The sequence below is a fragment of the Streptomyces sp. NPDC058534 genome, assembly GCF_042717365.1.
Lineage (GTDB): Bacteria > Actinomycetota > Actinomycetes > Streptomycetales > Streptomycetaceae > Streptomyces.
The window spans coordinates 44,102-62,116 of the sequence record NZ_JBHXNW010000025.1; the positions used below are offsets into that span (position 1 = coordinate 44,102).

An 18,015-nucleotide genomic window follows, 5' to 3' on the forward strand; every position below is an offset into this window, starting at 1 on the left:
ATCTACACCTCCGGGTCCACCGGCCGCCCCAAGGGCGTGGTGGTCTCCCACCGGGCGATCGTCAACCGCCTGGCCTGGATGCAGGACACCTACGGCCTCGAACCGTCCGACCGGGTGCTGCAGAAGACGCCCTCCGGCTTCGACGTGTCCGTGTGGGAGTTCTTCTGGCCCCTGATCCAGGGCGCCACGCTGGTCGTGGCCCGGCCCGAGGGCCACCTGGACCCCGCCTACCTGGCCGACACCGTCCGGCGCGCGGGCGTGACCACCCTGCACTTCGTGCCGTCGATGCTCGACGTGTTCCTGCGGGAGCCGTCCGCGGCCTCGCTGAGCGGACTGCGCCGGGTCTTCTGCAGCGGCGAGGCCCTCTCGGCGGAGCTGCGCGCCCGGTTCCGCGCCGTGTCGGACGTACCGCTGCACAACCTGTACGGGCCCACCGAGGCCGCCGTCGACGTGACGTACTGGCCGTGCGCCGAGGACACCGGCGACGGGCCGGTGCCGATCGGGCGTCCGGTGTGGAACACCCGGATGTACGTGCTGGACGCCGCGCTGCGCCCGGTCCCGGCCGGCGTGCCCGGCGAGCTGTACATCGCCGGTGTGCAGCTCGCCCGCGGCTACCTGGGCCGCCCCGGCCTCAGCGCCGAACGCTTCACCGCCGACCCGCACGGGGCGCCCGGCAGCCGGATGTACCGCACCGGCGACCTCGCGCGCCGGCACCACGACGGCAGCCTCGACTACCTCGGCCGCGCCGACCACCAGGTCAAGCTGCGCGGCTTCCGGATCGAGCTCGGCGAGATCGAGGCGGCGCTCGTGCGGCAGCCGGAGGTCGGCCAGGCCGCCGTCGTCCTGCGCGAGGACCGGCCCGGCGACCAGCGCCTCGTCGGCTACACCGTGCCCGCGCCGGGCTCCGAGGCGGACGCCGCGCTGCTCACCGCGCGCCTGCGCGAGCTGCTGCCCGGCTACATGGTGCCCGCCGCCTTCGTCACCCTGCCCTCGCTGCCGGTCACCCCGAACGGCAAGCTCGACCGCAGGGCCCTGCCCGCCCCCGCGCGCACCGAGCGGTCCGCCGGACGCGCCCCGGGCACCCCGGGCGAGGAGCTGCTGTGCGCGCTGTTCGCCGAGGTGCTCGGCGTCGACGAGGTCGGCGTCGACGACAGCTTCTTCGAGCTGGGCGGCCACTCCCTGCTCGCCACCCGGCTGATCAGCCGCATCCGCTCCGCCGCCGGCGCGGAGGTGCCGATCCAGCGGATCTTCGAGTCGCCGAGCGTGGCGGAGCTGGCCCCGGCGCTGGCGGAGACCGGGCGGGCCCGCGCGGCGGTCACCGCCCGGCCGCGCCCCGAGCGGCTGCCGCTGTCCTTCGCGCAGCAGCGCCTGTGGTTCATCCACCAGTACGAGGGCCCCTCGCCGCTGTACAACATCCCGGCGGCGCTGCGGCTGACCGGCAGGGTGGACGAGGCCGCGCTGTCGGCGGCCGTCGGCGACGTGGTGGCCCGGCACGAGAGCCTGCGCACGGTCTTCGCCGAGGACGCGCACGGCCCCCGCCAGGTGATCCTCTCCCCCGAACGGGCCCCGTCCCGCCTGGAGACGCTGGACAGCGCCCCGGAGCGGCTGGCCGGCGACCTCGCGCGCACCGCCCGGCACCGCTTCGACCTCACCCGGGACGTGCCGCTGCGGGCCACGCTGCTGCGGGTGGCGCCCGAGGAGCACGTCCTGCTCCTCGTCCTGCACCACATCGCGGGCGACGGCTGGTCGCTGGCGCCCCTCGCCCGCGACCTGGGCACCGCCTACGCCGCCCGGTCGGCCGGTACGGCCCCCCACTGGGCGCCGCTGCCGGTGCAGTACGCCGACTACACGCTCTGGCAGCGCGAACTGCTCGGCACCGGCGACGACGAGGCGGGAAGTGAGGGCGGCGGCGAGGGCGGCAGCGAGGGCGCCCGGCAGCTGGCGCACTGGCGGGATGCTCTCGCCGGGCTGCCGGAGCGGCTGGAGCTGCCCACCGACCGGCCCCGTCCCGTGCGCCGCGACAACTCCGGCGACCGCCTCGACCTGACGGTGCCCGCCGGCCTGCACCGCTCGCTGGCCGCGCTGGCCGCCGAGACGCGGACCAGCGTCTTCATGGTGCTCCAGGCCGCGCTCGCGGGGCTGCTGACCCGGCTCGGCGCCGGCGAGGACGTGCCGATCGGCTCGACCATCGCGGGCCGTACCGACGCGGCGGTGGAGAACCTGGTCGGGTTCTTCGTCAACACGCTCGTGCTGCGCACCGACACCGGCGGCGACCCGACCTTCCGCGAACTGCTCGGCCGCGTCCGCGAACGCGACCTGGCCGCCTACGCCCACCAGGACGTGCCCTTCGAGCGGCTCGTCGAGGCGGTCAACCCGGACCGGGCCACCTCCCACCACCCGCTGTTCCAGGTGATGCTGACCTTCGACACCACCCAGCAGGACGCCCTGGGCGAGCTGGGCCGGCTGCCCGGGATCAGCACCTCGCTGCTGCCGGTGCACACCGGGCTGTCCCGGTTCGACCTCGTCTTCGCCTTCGACGAGCGGCGGGACGCGGAGGGCGGGCAGGCCGGTCTTGACCTCGCGGTGGAGTTCAGCACCGAACTCTTCGACGCCGGGACCGTGCGCACGCTCACCGAGCGGCTGCTGCGGCTGCTCACGGAGGTCGCCGCCGACCCGGGCGTACGGCTCGGCGACGTCGACGTGCTCGTCCCCGGCGAACACCACGACCTGCTGGTGACGGCCAACCGGCCGGACGGCGCCCCCGCTTCCCCCTCGCCCGTCACCGCCACGCTGCCCGAGCTGTTCGAGCGGCAGGCCGCCCGGCACCCGGGCCGCACCGCGCTGACCTTCGAGGGCACCACGCTCTCCTACGCCGACCTCAACGCCCGCGCCAACCGCCTGGCCCGGCTGCTGACGGCGCGCGGCATCGGCCCCGACGCGCTGGTCGCCCTCGCCCTGCCGCGCTCGGCCGAGCTGGTCGTGGCGCTGCTCGCGGTGGTCAAGTCGGGTGCCGCCTATGTGCCGTTGGACCCCGGCTACCCGGCCGACCGGCTCGCCCACGCGCTGTCCGACTCGGCGCCCGCGGCCCTGCTCACCGACCGCGCCACCGCCGACCGGCTGCCCGCCCACGAGGTGCCCCGCATCGTCCTCGGCGACGCGACGGACCCTCACCCGTACCCGTACCCCGCCACCGACCTGGCGCAGAGCGAGCGGGTCCGGCCCCTCGACCCGCGGGACACCGCCTACGTCATCTACACCTCCGGCTCGACCGGCCGCCCCAAGGGCGTGGCCGTGCCGCACCGCAACGTCGTACGGCTCTTCTCCGCCACCGAGCACTGGTTCGGCTTCGACGAGCACGACGTGTGGACGCTGTTCCACTCGTACGCCTTCGACTTCTCGGTGTGGGAACTGTGGGGCCCGCTGCTGCACGGCGGCCGGCTCGTCGTCGTCCCGCACGACGTCAGCCGGGACCCCGCCGCGTTCCGGTCCCTGCTCGCCCGCGAGCGGGTCACCGTCCTCAACCAGACGCCGTCCGCGTTCCACCAGCTGGCCGCCGCCGACCGCGAGGGCGGTGCGGAACTCGCCCTGCGCACCGTGGTGTTCGGCGGCGAGGCCCTGGACCTGTCCCGGCTGGCCGACTGGTACGAGCGGCACGCCGAGGACGCGCCGGCGCTGGTCAACATGTACGGCATCACCGAGACCACCGTGCACGTCTCGCACTTCGCCCTGGACCGCGCCACCGCGGCCGCCGCGTCGGCGAGCACGATCGGCGTCAACATCCCCGACCTGCGCGTCTACGTCCTCGACGACCGGCTGCGGCCCACCGCGCCCGGGGTCACCGGCGAGATGTACGTGGCCGGCGCGGGACTGGCCCGCGGCTACCTGGGCCGCCCGGCGCTCACCTCGGACCGCTTCCCCGCCGACCCGTACGCCGCCCTGTTCGGCGAGCGCGGCACCCGCATGTACCGCACCGGCGACCTGGCCAGGCGCCGCACCGACGGCGGCCTGGACTACCTGGGCCGCGCCGACCAGCAGGTGAAGATCCGCGGCTTCCGCATCGAGCCCGGCGAGATCGAGGCCGTGCTCGCCGCGCACCCCGCCGTCGACGACGTGGCCGTGGTGGCGCGCGAGGACGTCCAGGGCGACCCGCGGCTCGTCGCGTACGTGGTCACCGGCACCGACACGACGGCCCGCGCGCTGCACGGCCACGCCGCCGGGCACCTGCCCGACCACATGCTGCCGTCGGCGTTCGTCACCCTGGACGTGCTGCCGCTGACGCCCAACGGCAAGCTCGACACCAAGGCGCTGCCCGCCCCCGCCCACGCGGGTCAGGTCACCGGACGTGCCCCGCGCGGCCCGCGCGAGGAGATCCTGTGCTCGCTGTTCGCCGAGGTCCTCGGGGTGCCCCGGCTGACCGTCGACGACAGCTTCTTCGACCTCGGCGGCCACTCCCTGCTGGCGACCCGGCTGGCCGGCCGCATCCGCAGCACCCTCGGCGTCGAGCTGTCCGTGCGGCGGCTGTTCGAGAGCCCGACCGTGGCCGGGCTCTCCGCCGCCCTCGACGGGGCCGAACGGGCCGGGACGGCGCTGACGGCCGGGGTGCGCCCGGAGCGGCTGCCCCTGTCGTACGCCCAGCAGCGGCTGTGGTTCCTGCACCAGCTCGAAGGGCCCTCCCCCACCTACAACATCACCGGCGCGCTGCGGCTGACCGGCGCCCTGGTCCCGGAGGCGCTGCGCGCGGCCTTCCAGGACGTCGTCGTACGCCACGAGAGCCTGCGGACCGTCTTCACGGAGGACGCGCAGGGCGCCCGGCAGACCGTCCTGGACGCCGCCGGTGTGCGCTTCGGACTGCCGGTCACCGACCTCACCGAGGACCTGCTCGGCCGCCGTCTCGAAGAGGCCGCCCGGCACTGCTTCGACCTGACGGCCGACATCCCGGTGCGCGCGGAGCTGTTCCGGCTCGGCGCCGACGAGCACGTGCTGCTGCTGATGGTCCACCACATCGCCGGTGACGGCTGGTCCCTCGGTCCGCTGGTCCGCGACCTGGCCGCCGCCTACACCGCCCGCGCGGCCGGCCACGCCCCCGACTGGGCGCCGCTGCCCGTGCAGTACGCCGACTTCACCCTGTGGCAGCGGGCCTCGCTCGGGGACGCCTCCGACGGCACCAGCCCCGCCGGCCGGCAGCTCGCGCACTGGAAGCAGGCCCTGGCCGGGCTGCCCGACCGGCTCGAACTGCCCGCGGACCGGCCGCTGCCCGCCGTCGCCTCGCACCGCGGCGGCCGGGTCCCGCTGACCGTCCCCGCCGGCCTGCACCGGGGCGCGGTGGAGCTGGCCAGGGAGTCCCGCACCAGCGTCTTCATGGTGCTCCAGGCGGCCCTGGCGGCCCTGCTGACCCGGCTGGGCGCGGGCGACGACATCCCCCTGGGCACACCGGTGGCGGGCCGCGGCGACGACGCCGTGGACCAGGTCGTCGGCTTCTTCGTCAACACCCTGGTGCTGCGCACCGACACGAGCGGCGACCCCACCTTCCGGGAACTCCTGGACCGGGTGCGGGACACCGACCTGAGCGCCTACGACCACCAGGACCTGCCCTTCGAGCACCTGGTGGACGTCCTCTCGCCGACCAGGTCGCTCTCCCACAACCCGCTGTTCCAGGTGCTGCTGAGCCTGGACACCACCCAGCAGGACGCCCTCGCCGCGCTCGCCACCACCGGCCTCGGCGTGAGCCTCCTCGACGTGACCACCGGCGTAGCCAAGCTGGACCTCGCCCTCGAACTCGCCGAGCACCGCGACACCGACGGCGCCCCCGCCGGACTGGTGGGCGCGGCCGAGTACAGCGCGGACCTGTTCGACGAGGGCACGGTCGCGCTGCTGGTGGAGCGGTTCCTGCGGCTGCTGGACGCGCTGGTCGCCGACCCCGGCCGGCGCATCGGCGACGTCGACGTGCTCAGCCCCCGCGAACTGGACCGCGTCCTGGTCGAGTGGAACGACACCGCCCGCAGGCCGGTCGACGGCACCTTCGCCGACTACGTCGCCGAGCACGCCGCCGACCGCCCCGACCACCTCGCCGTCGAGTCCGCCGACGGGACCCTGACCTACGGTGAGCTGGACGAGCGCGCCAACCGGCTGGCCCGCCGCTTCCTCGAACTGGGCGCGGGCCCCGAGCAATTCGTGGCGGTCGCCCTGCCCCGCTCGGCCGACCTGGTCGTCTCGGCGCTCGCCGCCTTCAAGGCGGGCGCGGCCTACCTGCCCGTCGACCCGGCCTACCCCGCCGAGCGGATCACCCACCTCGTCCGGGACGCGGCACCCGTCCTCGTCGTCACCACGTCCGCCCTGGCCGCCGGCCTCCCGGACACGGGGACACCCGTCCTGCTGCTCGACGACGCCGGGACCGCGACGGCCCTCGCCGCGCTCCCCGGCCACGACGTCACCGACGCCGACCGGCCCGCCCCGCTGCGCCCCGAGCACGCCGCGTACATGATCTACACCTCGGGAACGACGGGCCGCCCCAAGGGCGTCGTCGTCACCCACACCGGGCTGCCCGGCCTCGTGGACATCTTCACCCGCGACTGCGCGGCGGGCCCGGGCAGCAAGGTCCTCCAGCATCTCTCGCCGAGCTTCGACGCGTCGTTCTGGGAGCTGGCGATGGGCCTGCTCACCGGCGCCGCCCTGGTCGTGGCCCCGCAGGAGACCACGCCGGGACCGGAGCTGGCCGAGCTGGCGACCCGGCACGCGGCGACCCACCTGAGCCTGACGACCTCCGTGCTCGGGCTGCTGCCGGAGGGGTCGCTGCCCGACGGGCTGACCCTCGTCGTGGGCGCCGAGGCGATCCCGCCCGAGCTGGTGGAACGCTGGTCGCCGGGCCGGACCATGCTCAACTCCTACGGTCCCACCGAGACCACGGTCTGCTCCACGATGAGCGGGCCGCTGTCCGGCCCCCTCACCCCACCCATCGGCTCCCCCGTCACCAACAGCGCCGTCTACGTCCTGGACGCGGCCCTGCGCCCGGTCCCGCCCGGCGTGCCCGGCGAGCTGTACGCCGCCGGGCCGCACCTGGCCCGCGGCTACCACGGCCGCCCCGCCCTGACCTCCGAGCGGTTCGTGGCCAACCCCTTCGGCGCCCCCGGCACCCGGCTCTATCGCACCGGCGACCTGGTGCGCTGGCTGCCGGACGGCGAACTGGAGTACCTGGGCCGCGTCGACACCCAGGTCAAGATCCGCGGCCTGCGGATCGAGCCCACCGAGATCGAGGCGGTCATCACCGAGCGCGCGCACCTGGCGCGGGCGGCCGTGATCGTACGGGAGGACCGGCCCGGCGACCGGCGGCTCGTGGCCTACGTCGTGCCCGAGCCCGGCCGCACCGTGGACACCGCCGCGCTCCGCGCCGAACTGCGCGAGACCCTCCCCGACCACATGATCCCGACCGCGTTCGTCGTCCTTGACGCGCTGCCGCTGACGATCAACGGCAAGCTGGACCGCAAGGCGCTGCCCGCCCCCGACTACTCCGCCCGCACCTCCGGCCGGGCCGCCCGCGACCCGCGCGAGCGGCTGCTGGTCGAGCTGTTCGGCGAGATCCTCGGCGTGGAGTCGGCCGGCGTCGACGACGGCTTCTTCGACCTGGGCGGGGACAGCATCCTCTCCATCCAGCTCGTCGGCCGCGCCCGCGCGGCGGGCCTGGTCCTGTCCGTGCGGGACGTCTTCGAGCACCAGACGCCCGCACTGCTCGCCCGGTCGGCCGCCGACGCGCCCGGCCCGGACGACTCCGCGCAGCACTCCGAAGTCCCCGCTTACGGCCCGGCGCCGCGCACCCCGATGATGGGCTGGTTCGCCGACCTCGGCTCCGACATGGCCGAGTTCAACCAGTCACTGGTCCTGCGCGTGCCCGCCGCCCTCGACTTCGACGCGCTCGGTGCCGCACTGCAGGCCGTGCTCGACCGGCACGACGCGCTGCGCATGCGGGTGGCCGCCGACTGGACCATCGAGATCCCGGAGCCGGGCTCCGTGACACCGGCCGACTGCCTGGTTCGCTTCGACGCCGTACGCCTCGACGAGTCCGCTGTGCGCGCCGCGGTCACCGAGCAGGCGTGGGCGGCCCGCGCCCGCCTGGCTCCCGCCGACGGCCGCATGCTCCAGGCCGTCTGGCTCGACCGGGGCGCCGCCCGGGACGGCCTGCTCGTCCTGGTCGCCAACCACCTGGTCATGGACGGCGTCACCTGGCGCATCATCGTCCCCGACCTGGCGTCCGCCTACGCCGGCGACACTCTCGCCGCCGTGGGCACGCCGTGGCGCCGGTGGGCACTGGCCCTCACCGACCTCGCCGGGCAGCAGCGGACCGAGGACGAACTGGACCACTGGCGCTCGGTACTCGGCGACACCCCGCGCGCGCTGCACGTGGACCCCGCACGGGACACCCACGCGAACGCGGGCGAGATCACCGCCGAACTCGACGCGGACACCACCGAGGCCCTGCTCACCCGGGTCCCCGGCGTCTGCCACGCGACCATCAACGACGTGCTCCTGAGCGCCTTCGCCCTGGCCGTCGCCCAGTGGCGGCACGGCCGCTCCGAGGACCCCGCCGCACCCGTCGTGGTGGACCTGGAGAGCCACGGCCGCCACGAGGAGGCGGTCCCCGGCGCCGAACTCAGCCGCACCGCAGGATGGTTCACGTCGATGTACCCGGTCCGGCTGGCCCCGCCCGCCCTCTCCGGCGACGCCGGATCGGCGATCCGGGCGCTGAAGGCCGTCAAGGAGCAGCTGCGCGCCGTACCGGGCGACGGCCTCGGCTACGGCCTGCTGCGCCACCTCAACCCCCGCACCCGCGACGTCCTCGCCGTGCTGCCCGTCCCCGAGTTCGGCTTCAACTACCTGGGCCAGATCGGCCAGGAGGGCGCCGACGAGGCTCCCTGGACCATCGAGGGCGGCGACGTCGCCGGTATCGACGGTGCCATGCCGCTGGCCCACCCCGTGGACGTGAACGCCGTCGCCCGCGAGACCGCCGACGGCACCCGGCTGCGCGCCCGCTGGACCTACTCCCGCACCGAGCTGGAGCCCGAGGACACCCAGCGGCTGGCCGACGCCTGGTTCCGCATGCTGCGCCGCCTCGTCGAGGAGGCCCGGCAGCCCGGCGCGGGCGGCCTCACCCCCTCCGACATCGCCCACCCCGCGATCGCCCAGGACGAGATCGAGCACCTGGAGGACGCCCTCCCCGACCTCCAGGACGTCCTGCCCCTCGCCCCGCTCCAGGAGGGCTTCCTCTTCCTCAACCTGTACGACGAGTCCGCCCGCGACGTCTACGTCGGCCAGCTCTCCTTCGACCTGGAGGGCACCTTCGACGGCACCCGGATGCGCGCGGCGGCCCACGCACTGCTGCGCCGGCACGCCAACCTGCGGGCCGGGTTCCGGCAGACCGGGTCCGGCGCGTGGGTGCAGGTGGTGCCCGCCGACGTCGAACCGGACTGGCGCGAGTACGACCTGACCGACCGCGCCGAGGACGCACGCGAGGCGGAGGCCGGACGACTGGCGGCCGGGGACCGGGAACGCCGCTTCGACCTCACCCGCCCGCCGCTGATGCGCTTCACAGCGATCCGCCTGTCCGCCGACCGCGTCCGCCTGGTGATGACCAACCATCACATCCTGCTCGACGGCTGGTCCATGCCCCTGCTCTGGCAGGAACTGACCGAGCTGTACGTCTCCGGCGGCGACCCCGTGAGCCTGCCCCGGGTCCGCCCGTACCGCGACTACCTGGCCTGGCTCGACACCCGCGACCGGGACGCGGCCCGGACCGCCTGGCAGGAGTCCCTGGCCGGCCTCGACGAGTCCACCCTCCTCGCCCCGGACGCCGGCCCGGCCGAGACGGCGACCCTGAGCGTCCCGTTCGGCCTGGACCGTGACGCCACGGCGGCCCTCTCCGCGTGGGCACGGCGCCAGGGCGTGACCATGAACACCGTGGTCCAGGGCGCCTGGGCGCTCGCCCTTGCCCAGGCCACCGGCCGCGACGACGTCGTCTTCGGCGCCACCGTCTCCGGCCGCCCGCCCGAGCTGCCCGGCGTCGAGTCGATGATCGGCCTCTTCATCAACACCCTGCCCGTCCGCGCCCGCCTCGACCACGCCGAACCCCTCGGCAACCTCTTCCGCCGCCTCCAGGCCGAACAGGCCCGCCTCCTGGACCACCAGTGGGCCGGACTCGCCGACATCCAGCGGTGGGCCGGACACGGCGAACTCTTCGACACCGCCATGGTCTTCCAGAACTACCCGGTGAGCGCCGACACGACGAGCCGCCAGCTCGACGGGCTGCGGGTGGCCGGTTTCGACGCGGTCGAGAGCACGGACTTCGCCGTCAACCTCGTGGCCCACACCCGCGACGACAACCTGCGGCTGCTCCTCGACCACCGCGCGGACATCTGCTCCGGGGACCTGGTCCGCTCGCTGGCGGACCGGATGGTGCGGGTGCTGGAAGCACTGGTCACCGACTCCGACCTGCCCGTCGCGCGCCTGGACACCCTCGACCCGGTCGTGCGGGAGCGGGTCCTGGTGGAGTGGAACGGGGTCCGGACCGAGCTTCCGGGGACGCCGCTGCACGAGCTGATCAGCGAGCAGGCCGGGCGGACGCCGGACGCGGTCGCGGTCGTGTGCGACGGCTCGTCCCTGACCTACGCCGAGCTGGACGGCCGCGCCAACCAGCTCGCGCGGCACCTGCTGGGGGAGGGGCTGGGGGCGGAGGACTTCGTGGCGATCGCGCTGCCGAAGTCGCTGGACGCGATCACCAGCATGCTGGCCGTACTGAAGACCGGCGCGGCTTACCTGCCGATCGACCCGGAGTATCCGGCCGAGCGCATCAGCTACATGCTCGACGACGCGCGACCGGCGCTTGCTCTGACCGAGCCGGTGGACCCCGCGGCCTATGAGAGCCGCCCCAGCGATGAGATCACGGACGTGGAGCGTCGTAGCCCGTGGTCACCGCGGCACGCGGCCTACATGATCTACACGTCGGGCTCCACCGGCCGCCCCAAGGGCGTCGTCATCGAACACCACGCCCTTTCGACCTACCTTCACCGGGCCCGCCGGACGTACAGCGCCATGAACGGCGTCACCGTCCTGCACTCCCCCCTCGCCTTCGACCTCACCATCACCGCCCTGTGGACACCCCTCACGGCCGGCGGAACGGTCCACCTGACCAGCCTGGAACACACGGTGGCCCAGCCGAGCCTCATCAAGGCCACCCCCAGCCACCTCCCGCTCCTCACCAACCTCCCCGAAACCGCCTCCCCCTCCCACACCCTCATCCTGGGCGGGGAGGCACTACACACCGACCACCTGGCCGCCTGGCGGGCCGAGCACCCCGACGTCCAGGTCATCAACGCCTACGGGCCCACCGAATCCACCGTCAACATCACCGACCACCACCTCGACGGCACGGAAGAAGGCCCCGTCCCCATCGGACGCCCCTTCGCCAACACCCAGGTCTACGTCCTCGACTCGGCCCTGCGTCCCGTAGCCCCCGGTGTGACGGGAGAGCTGTACCTCGCCGGTGAGCAGTTGGCCCGCGGCTACCTCGGCCGCCACGCCCTGACCTCGGAGCGCTTCACCGCCAACCCCCACAGCACCACCCCCGGCACCCGCATGTACCGCACCGGCGACCTCGCCCACTGGAACCACCACGGCCACCTCACCTACGACGGACGCGCCGACCACCAAGTCAAACTCCGCGGCCACCGCATCGAACTCGGCGAAATCGAAGCCACCCTCACCAGCCAGCCGGGTATCAGCCAGGCCACCGTCCAACTCCGCGAGGACCAGCCGGGAGACCAGCGACTCGTCGCCTACGTGGTCGCCACCGAGTGGGACGAGAACACGCTCCGGGACGCACTGGCCCAAGCCCTCCCCGACTACATGCGCCCCTCCGCCTACGTCACCCTCGACGCCCTCCCCCTCACCCCCAACGGCAAACTCGACCGCAAAGCCCTCCCCGCACCCGACTACGCGGCCTCCTCCACCGGACGCGCCCCCCGCACCCCCCGCGAGGAGATCCTCTGCACCCTCTTCGCCGAAGTCCTCGGCGTCGACCGCGTCACCATCGACGACAACTTCTTCGACCTCGGCGGACACTCCCTCCTCGCCACCCGCCTCGTCAGCCGCACCCGCACCGCACTGCACGTCGAACTCTCCATCCGGCAGCTCTTCGAGACGCCGACCGTGGCAGGTCTGGCCGACGCCCTCGACACGTCGGGCCCCGTCCGCACCGCGCTCACCGCGAAGCCGCGTCCCGAGCGCATCCCGCTCTCCTACGCCCAGCAGCGCCTCTGGTTCCTGCACCAGCTCGAAGGACCGTCGGCGACCTACAACACCGTGCTCACGCTGCGGCTCGACGGCAAGCTCGACGTGGAGGCCCTGCGCGCGGCGATCGGTGACGTCGTCGCCCGGCACGAGAGCCTGCGGACGGTCTTCACCGAGGACGAGGAGGGCGCGTACCAGATCGTGCTGCCCGTGGAGGCAGCCTCGACGCCCTTCACGGTCGTGGACGTGGCCGAGGAGGAGGTCGGTGCCCGGCTCGACGAGGCCGTCGGCCACCGCTTCGACCTCGCGCAGGAACTCCCCGCGCGCACTTCGCTGTTCCGGGTGTCGGAGCGGGAGCACGTGCTGCTGCTCCTCATCCACCACATCGCCAGCGACGCCTGGTCCCGGGCTCCCCTGGCCCAGGACCTCACCGCCGCCTACGCGGCCCGCGTCCGCAGCGAGGCGCCCGCGTGGGCTCCGCTCTCCGTCCAGTACGCCGACTACGCGCTCTGGCAACAGGAGATCCTCGGCGCCGAGACCGACGCCGACAGCCTCGCGGGCCGACAGCTCACCTACTGGCAGAGGCAACTGGCCGGCCTGCCGGAACAGCTCGACCTCCCCACCGACCGGCCCCGGCCGGCCGTCGCGGGGTACTCGGGTGACCGCATCCCGTTCACCGTGCCCGCGGAGCTGCACACGCGTCTGACGGAACTGGCGCGAGCCACCAACACCAGCGCGTTCATGGTGATCCAGGCGGCCGTAGCGGTCCTGCTCACCCGTCTCGGTGCGGGTGAGGACATCCCGATCGGCACGCCCGTCGCCGGGCGCACGGACGACGCGGCCGACGACCTGATCGGGCTCTTCATCAACACGCTGGTCCTCCGTACGGACACGGCCGGCGATCCGACCTTCCGCCGGCTCCTCGACCGGGTGCGCGACACCGACCTCGCCGCCTACGCGCACCAGGACCTCCCCTTCGAGCGGCTGGTCGAGGCGCTGAACCCGACCCGTACGCTGTCCCATCACCCGCTCTTCCAGGTCTTGTTGACCTTCAACAACACGGACCACGAAGGCGCGCTGAAGGACATCGCCGGTCTTCCGGGGCTCGCTGTCTCGCTCCGGGAGGTCCAGCGGACCTCGTCGAAGTTCGACCTTTCCTTCGGGTTCGCGGAGTCCTTCGACGCGTCACGCCGGCCGCAAGGCATCGACGCGGCGCTGGACTTCAGTACGGAACTCCTCGACCGCGGCTCCGCCCAGGCGATCGCGGACCGGTTCCTCCGGGTGCTGGAGGCCGCCACGACGGTTCCGGACCAACCGATCGGCGCCATCGACCTGATGGACGCGGTCGAGCGGGAGCGGGTCCTGGTGGAGTGGAACGGCGCGCGGACCGAGCTTCCGGGGACGCCGCTGCACGAACTGATCAGCGAGCAGGCCGGGATGACGCCGGACGCGATGGCCGTGGTGTGCGACTCCGCGTCCCTGACCTACGCCGAGCTGGACGGGCGCGCCAACCAACTCGCTCGGCACCTGCTGGAACAGGGCCTTGGCGCAGAGGACTTCGTGGCGATCGCGCTGCCGAAGTCGCTGGACGCGATCACCAGCATGCTCGCCGTCCTGAAGACGGGCGCGGCCTACCTGCCGATCGACCCGGAGTATCCGGCCGAGCGCATCAGCTACATGCTCGACGACGCACAGCCGGCGCTCGCTCTCACCGAGCCGATACCGGCCGCCTCGTACAGTGACCAACCCAGCGATGAGATCACCGACGCTGAGCGCCGTAGCCCCTGGTCACCGCGGCACGCGGCCTACATGATCTACACCTCCGGCTCCACCGGCCGCCCCAAGGGCGTCGTCATCGAACACCACGCCCTGGCCACCTACCTCCACCGAGCCCGCACCACCTACAACGCCATGAACGGCGTCACCGTCCTCCACTCCCCCCTCGCCTTCGACCTCACCATCACCGCCCTGTGGACCCCCCTCACCGCCGGCGGCACCGTCCACCTCACCAGCCTCGAAAACACCACCAACCAGCCCACCCTCATCAAGGCCACCCCCAGCCACCTCCCCCTCCTCACCACCCTCCCCGAAACCGCCTCCCCCTCCCGCACCCTCATCCTCGGCGGCGAAGCCCTCCACACCGACCACCTCACGGCCTGGCGCAACCAGCACCCCGACGTCCAGATCATCAACGCCTACGGCCCCACCGAATCCACCGTCAACATCACCGACCACCACGTAAGCGAAGACACGCCTGACGGTCCTGTCCCCATCGGGCGCCCCTTCGCCAACACGCAGGTGTACGTCCTCGACTCGGCCCTGCGTCCCGTACCCCCCGGCGTCACCGGAGAGCTCTACCTCGCCGGCGAACAACTCGCCCGCGGCTACCTCGGCCGCCACACCCTCACCGCCGAACGCTTCACCGCCAACCCCCACAGCACCACCCCCGGCACCCGCATGTACCGCACCGGCGACCTCGCCCACTGGAACCACCACGGCCACCTCATCTACGACGGACGCGCCGACCACCAGGTCAAACTCCGCGGCCACCGCATCGAACTCGGCGAGATCGAAGCCACAATCACCGCCCAGCCCGGCATCACCCAGGCCACCGTCCAACTCCGCGAAGACACCCCCGGCGACCAACGCCTCGTCGCCTACCTGGTCGCCACCGGACACGAGGAAACCGCCACCCGGGACGCACTCGCCCACGCACTCCCCGACTACATGCGCCCCTCCGCCTACGTCACCCTCGACGCCCTCCCCCTCACCCCCAACGGCAAACTCGACCGCAAAGCCCTCCCCGCACCCGACTACGCGGCCTCCTCCACCGGACGCGCCCCCCGCACCCCCCGCGAGGAGATCCTCTGCACCCTCTTCGCCGAAGTCCTCGGCGTCGACCGCGTCACCATCGACGACAACTTCTTCGACCTCGGCGGACACTCCCTCCTCGCCACCCGCCTCGTCAGCCGCACCCGCACCGCGCTGCACGTCGAGCTGTCCGTGCGGCAGTTCTTCGAGACGCCGACGATCGCCGGGCTGTCGGGGGCGCTCGACCAGGCCGACGGTGCGCGGGCCGCGCTCACGGCGAAGCCCCGTCCCGAGCGCGTCCCGCTCTCGTACGCCCAGCAGCGCCTCTGGTTCCTGCACCAGCTCGAAGGGCCCTCGGCGACGTACAACATCCCCACCACCCTCCGTCTCACCGGCACCCTCGACCGGGACGCCCTGCACGCGGCGATCAACGACCTGCTCGCCCGGCACGAGAGCCTGCGCACCACCTACACCGAGGACGAGCAGGGGCCCCGGCAGGTGATTCAGGCGTGGGAGCCCGGTCTGCTGCCGCTCGTGGTGGTCGACACAGAGGAGGGCGAGCTGGACGCGCGGCTCTCCGGGGCCGTTCACCACGCGTTCGACCTCACGGCCGGCATCCCGGTGCGGGCGACGCTGTTCCGGATCTCGGAGCGGGAGCACGTGCTGCTGCTCCTCATCCACCACATCGCCACCGACGCCTGGTCCCGCACGCCGCTGGGGCAGGACCTCGCCGCCGCGTACACGGCGCGGTGCGCGGGCGACGCCCCGGCCTGGGAGCCGCTGCCCGTCCAGTACGCCGACTACGCGCTCTGGCAGCGGGAGGTCCTCGGGGACGAGACCGACGCCGACAGTGCGGCCGGGCGTCAGCTCGCTCACTGGATGGAGCGGTTGGCCGGGCTGCCCGAGCAGTTGGAGCTGCCCACCGACCGGCCCCGGCCGACCGTGGCGGACCAGGACGGCGACCGGGTCGCGTTCTCGCTCGACGCGGGCCTGTACGCGCGGCTGACCGAGCTGGCCAGGAGCACGCACTCCAGTACGTTCATGGTGGTGCAGGCGGCGCTCGCCGCGCTGCTGACCCGGTTGGGCGCGGGCGAGGACATCCCGATCGGCACGCCGGTCGCGGGCCGTACGGACGGCGCGACGGAGAACCTCGTCGGCTTCTTCGTCAACACGCTCGTCCTGCGCACCGACACCAGCGGCAACCCCACCTTCCGGGAGCTGCTGGAGACCACGCGCCGCACCGACCTGGCCGCCTACGCACACCAGGACCTGCCCTTCGAGCGGCTGGTCGAGGCGCTGAACCCGGTCCGGACGCTGGCGCACCACCCGCTCTTCCAGGTCATGCTCATCCTGAGCACGGCCGACACGGACCCGGACGCCTCGCTCGCCCTGCCGGGGCTGCGGGTCGGCGTGGAGCGCAGCCGGCTCGGTGCGGCCAAGGTCGACCTGGCCTTCGCGCTGGCCGAGACCCGGGACGGCGAGGGCCGGAGCACCGGGCTCACGGGCGCGCTGGACTTCCGGACCGACCTGTTCGACCGGTCGACTGCACGGTCCCTGGTGGAGCGGTTCGTGCGCACCCTGGAGACGGTCGTCACCGACCCCGCTGTCCGGCTGTCCCACGTGCCGGTGCTGAGCGGAACCGAACGGCACCGGCTGCTCGGGGAGGGGACCGGGCCCGCGCTGGAGAGCCTGGAGGCCACACTGCCCGAGCTGTTCGCGGCGCAGGTGCTCCGTACGCCCGACGCGCCGGCCCTGGTGCAGGGCGGGACGACCGTGTCGTACGCCGAACTCGACGCGCGCGCGGGCCGGCTGGCCCGGCTGCTGCGGCAGGAGGGGGTGCGGCCGGGGACGCCCGTGGTCATGCTGATGGAGCGGTCCCTGGCCCATGTGGTGGCGACCCTGGCCATCAGCCGGGCGGGCGGCGCCTACGTGCCGCTGCACGACACGTATCCCCTCGACCGGATGCGGCACGTGGTGGCGGACACCGCGGCGACGCTCGTCCTGGCCGACCGGGCCGAGGCCGCGCGGGCCGGGGAGCTGGGCGCGCGGGTCATGGTGGTCGACGAGTTCGGCGCCCCGCCCGGGTCCGGGCACGCCGACGGCGTACCGGCGGACGTGGGGCTGCGTCCGCAGGACCTCGCGTACGTGATGTACACCTCCGGGTCCACCGGGGTGCCGAAGGGCGTGGCGGTCACCCATCGCGGGGTCGTGGACCTGGTCCGCGACCACTGCTGGCGGCCGGAGGCCCACGAGCGGGTGCTGCTGCACGCGCCGCACGCGTTCGACGTGTCCTGCTACGAGATGTGGGTGCCGCTGGTGTCCGGCGGAACGGTCGTCGTGGCACCGCCCGGACACCTGGACGCGGCCGCCGTCACCGGCCTGATCGCCGCCCACGACATCACCGCGATCCACCTCACCGCGGGTTTCTTCCGGGTCATCGCCGAGGAGGCGCCGGAGTGCTTCGCCGGTGTGCGGGAGGTGCTGACCGGCGGTGACGTGGTCTCGCCCGCCGCGGTCGCCCGGGTCCTTGAGCACGCCCCGCGGGCCGTGCTGCGCCACCTGTACGGGCCGACGGAGACGACGCTGTGCGTCACGCAGCACGAGGTCGGGGCGCCGTACGCGGCCCGTGGCAGCCTGCCGGTCGGCCGTCCGACGGGGAACACCCGGGCGTACGTGCTCGACCAGTACCTCCAGCCGGTGCCCGCCGGGGTGCCGGGCGAGCTGTTCATCTCCGGGACCGGTCTGGCGCGCGGCTATCTGGGCCGCTCCGACCTGACCTGCGAGCGGTTCGTCGCCGACCCGTACGGCGGGTCCGGCGAGCGGATGTACCGCACCGGCGACCTGGTCCGCTACAACCCGGCGGGCGAACTCGAGTACCTGGCCCGCGCCGACGACCAGGTCAAGATCCGCGGCTTCCGGGTGGAGCTGGGC

The 18,015-nt window shown here is 73.6% G+C and carries 1 protein-coding gene (running past one end of the window); it reads left to right on the plus strand.

The window, feature by feature from the left end; translation table 11 throughout:
- Positions 1-18,015: the 5' portion of a non-ribosomal peptide synthase/polyketide synthase gene (locus ACFWR9_RS17660; RefSeq protein WP_383842599.1), read on the plus strand. 2,004 nt of this gene lie beyond the right edge of the window; 18,015 of the gene's 20,019 nt are visible here — the first part of the coding sequence; it begins with the start codon at positions 1-3; the stop codon falls past the right edge of the window.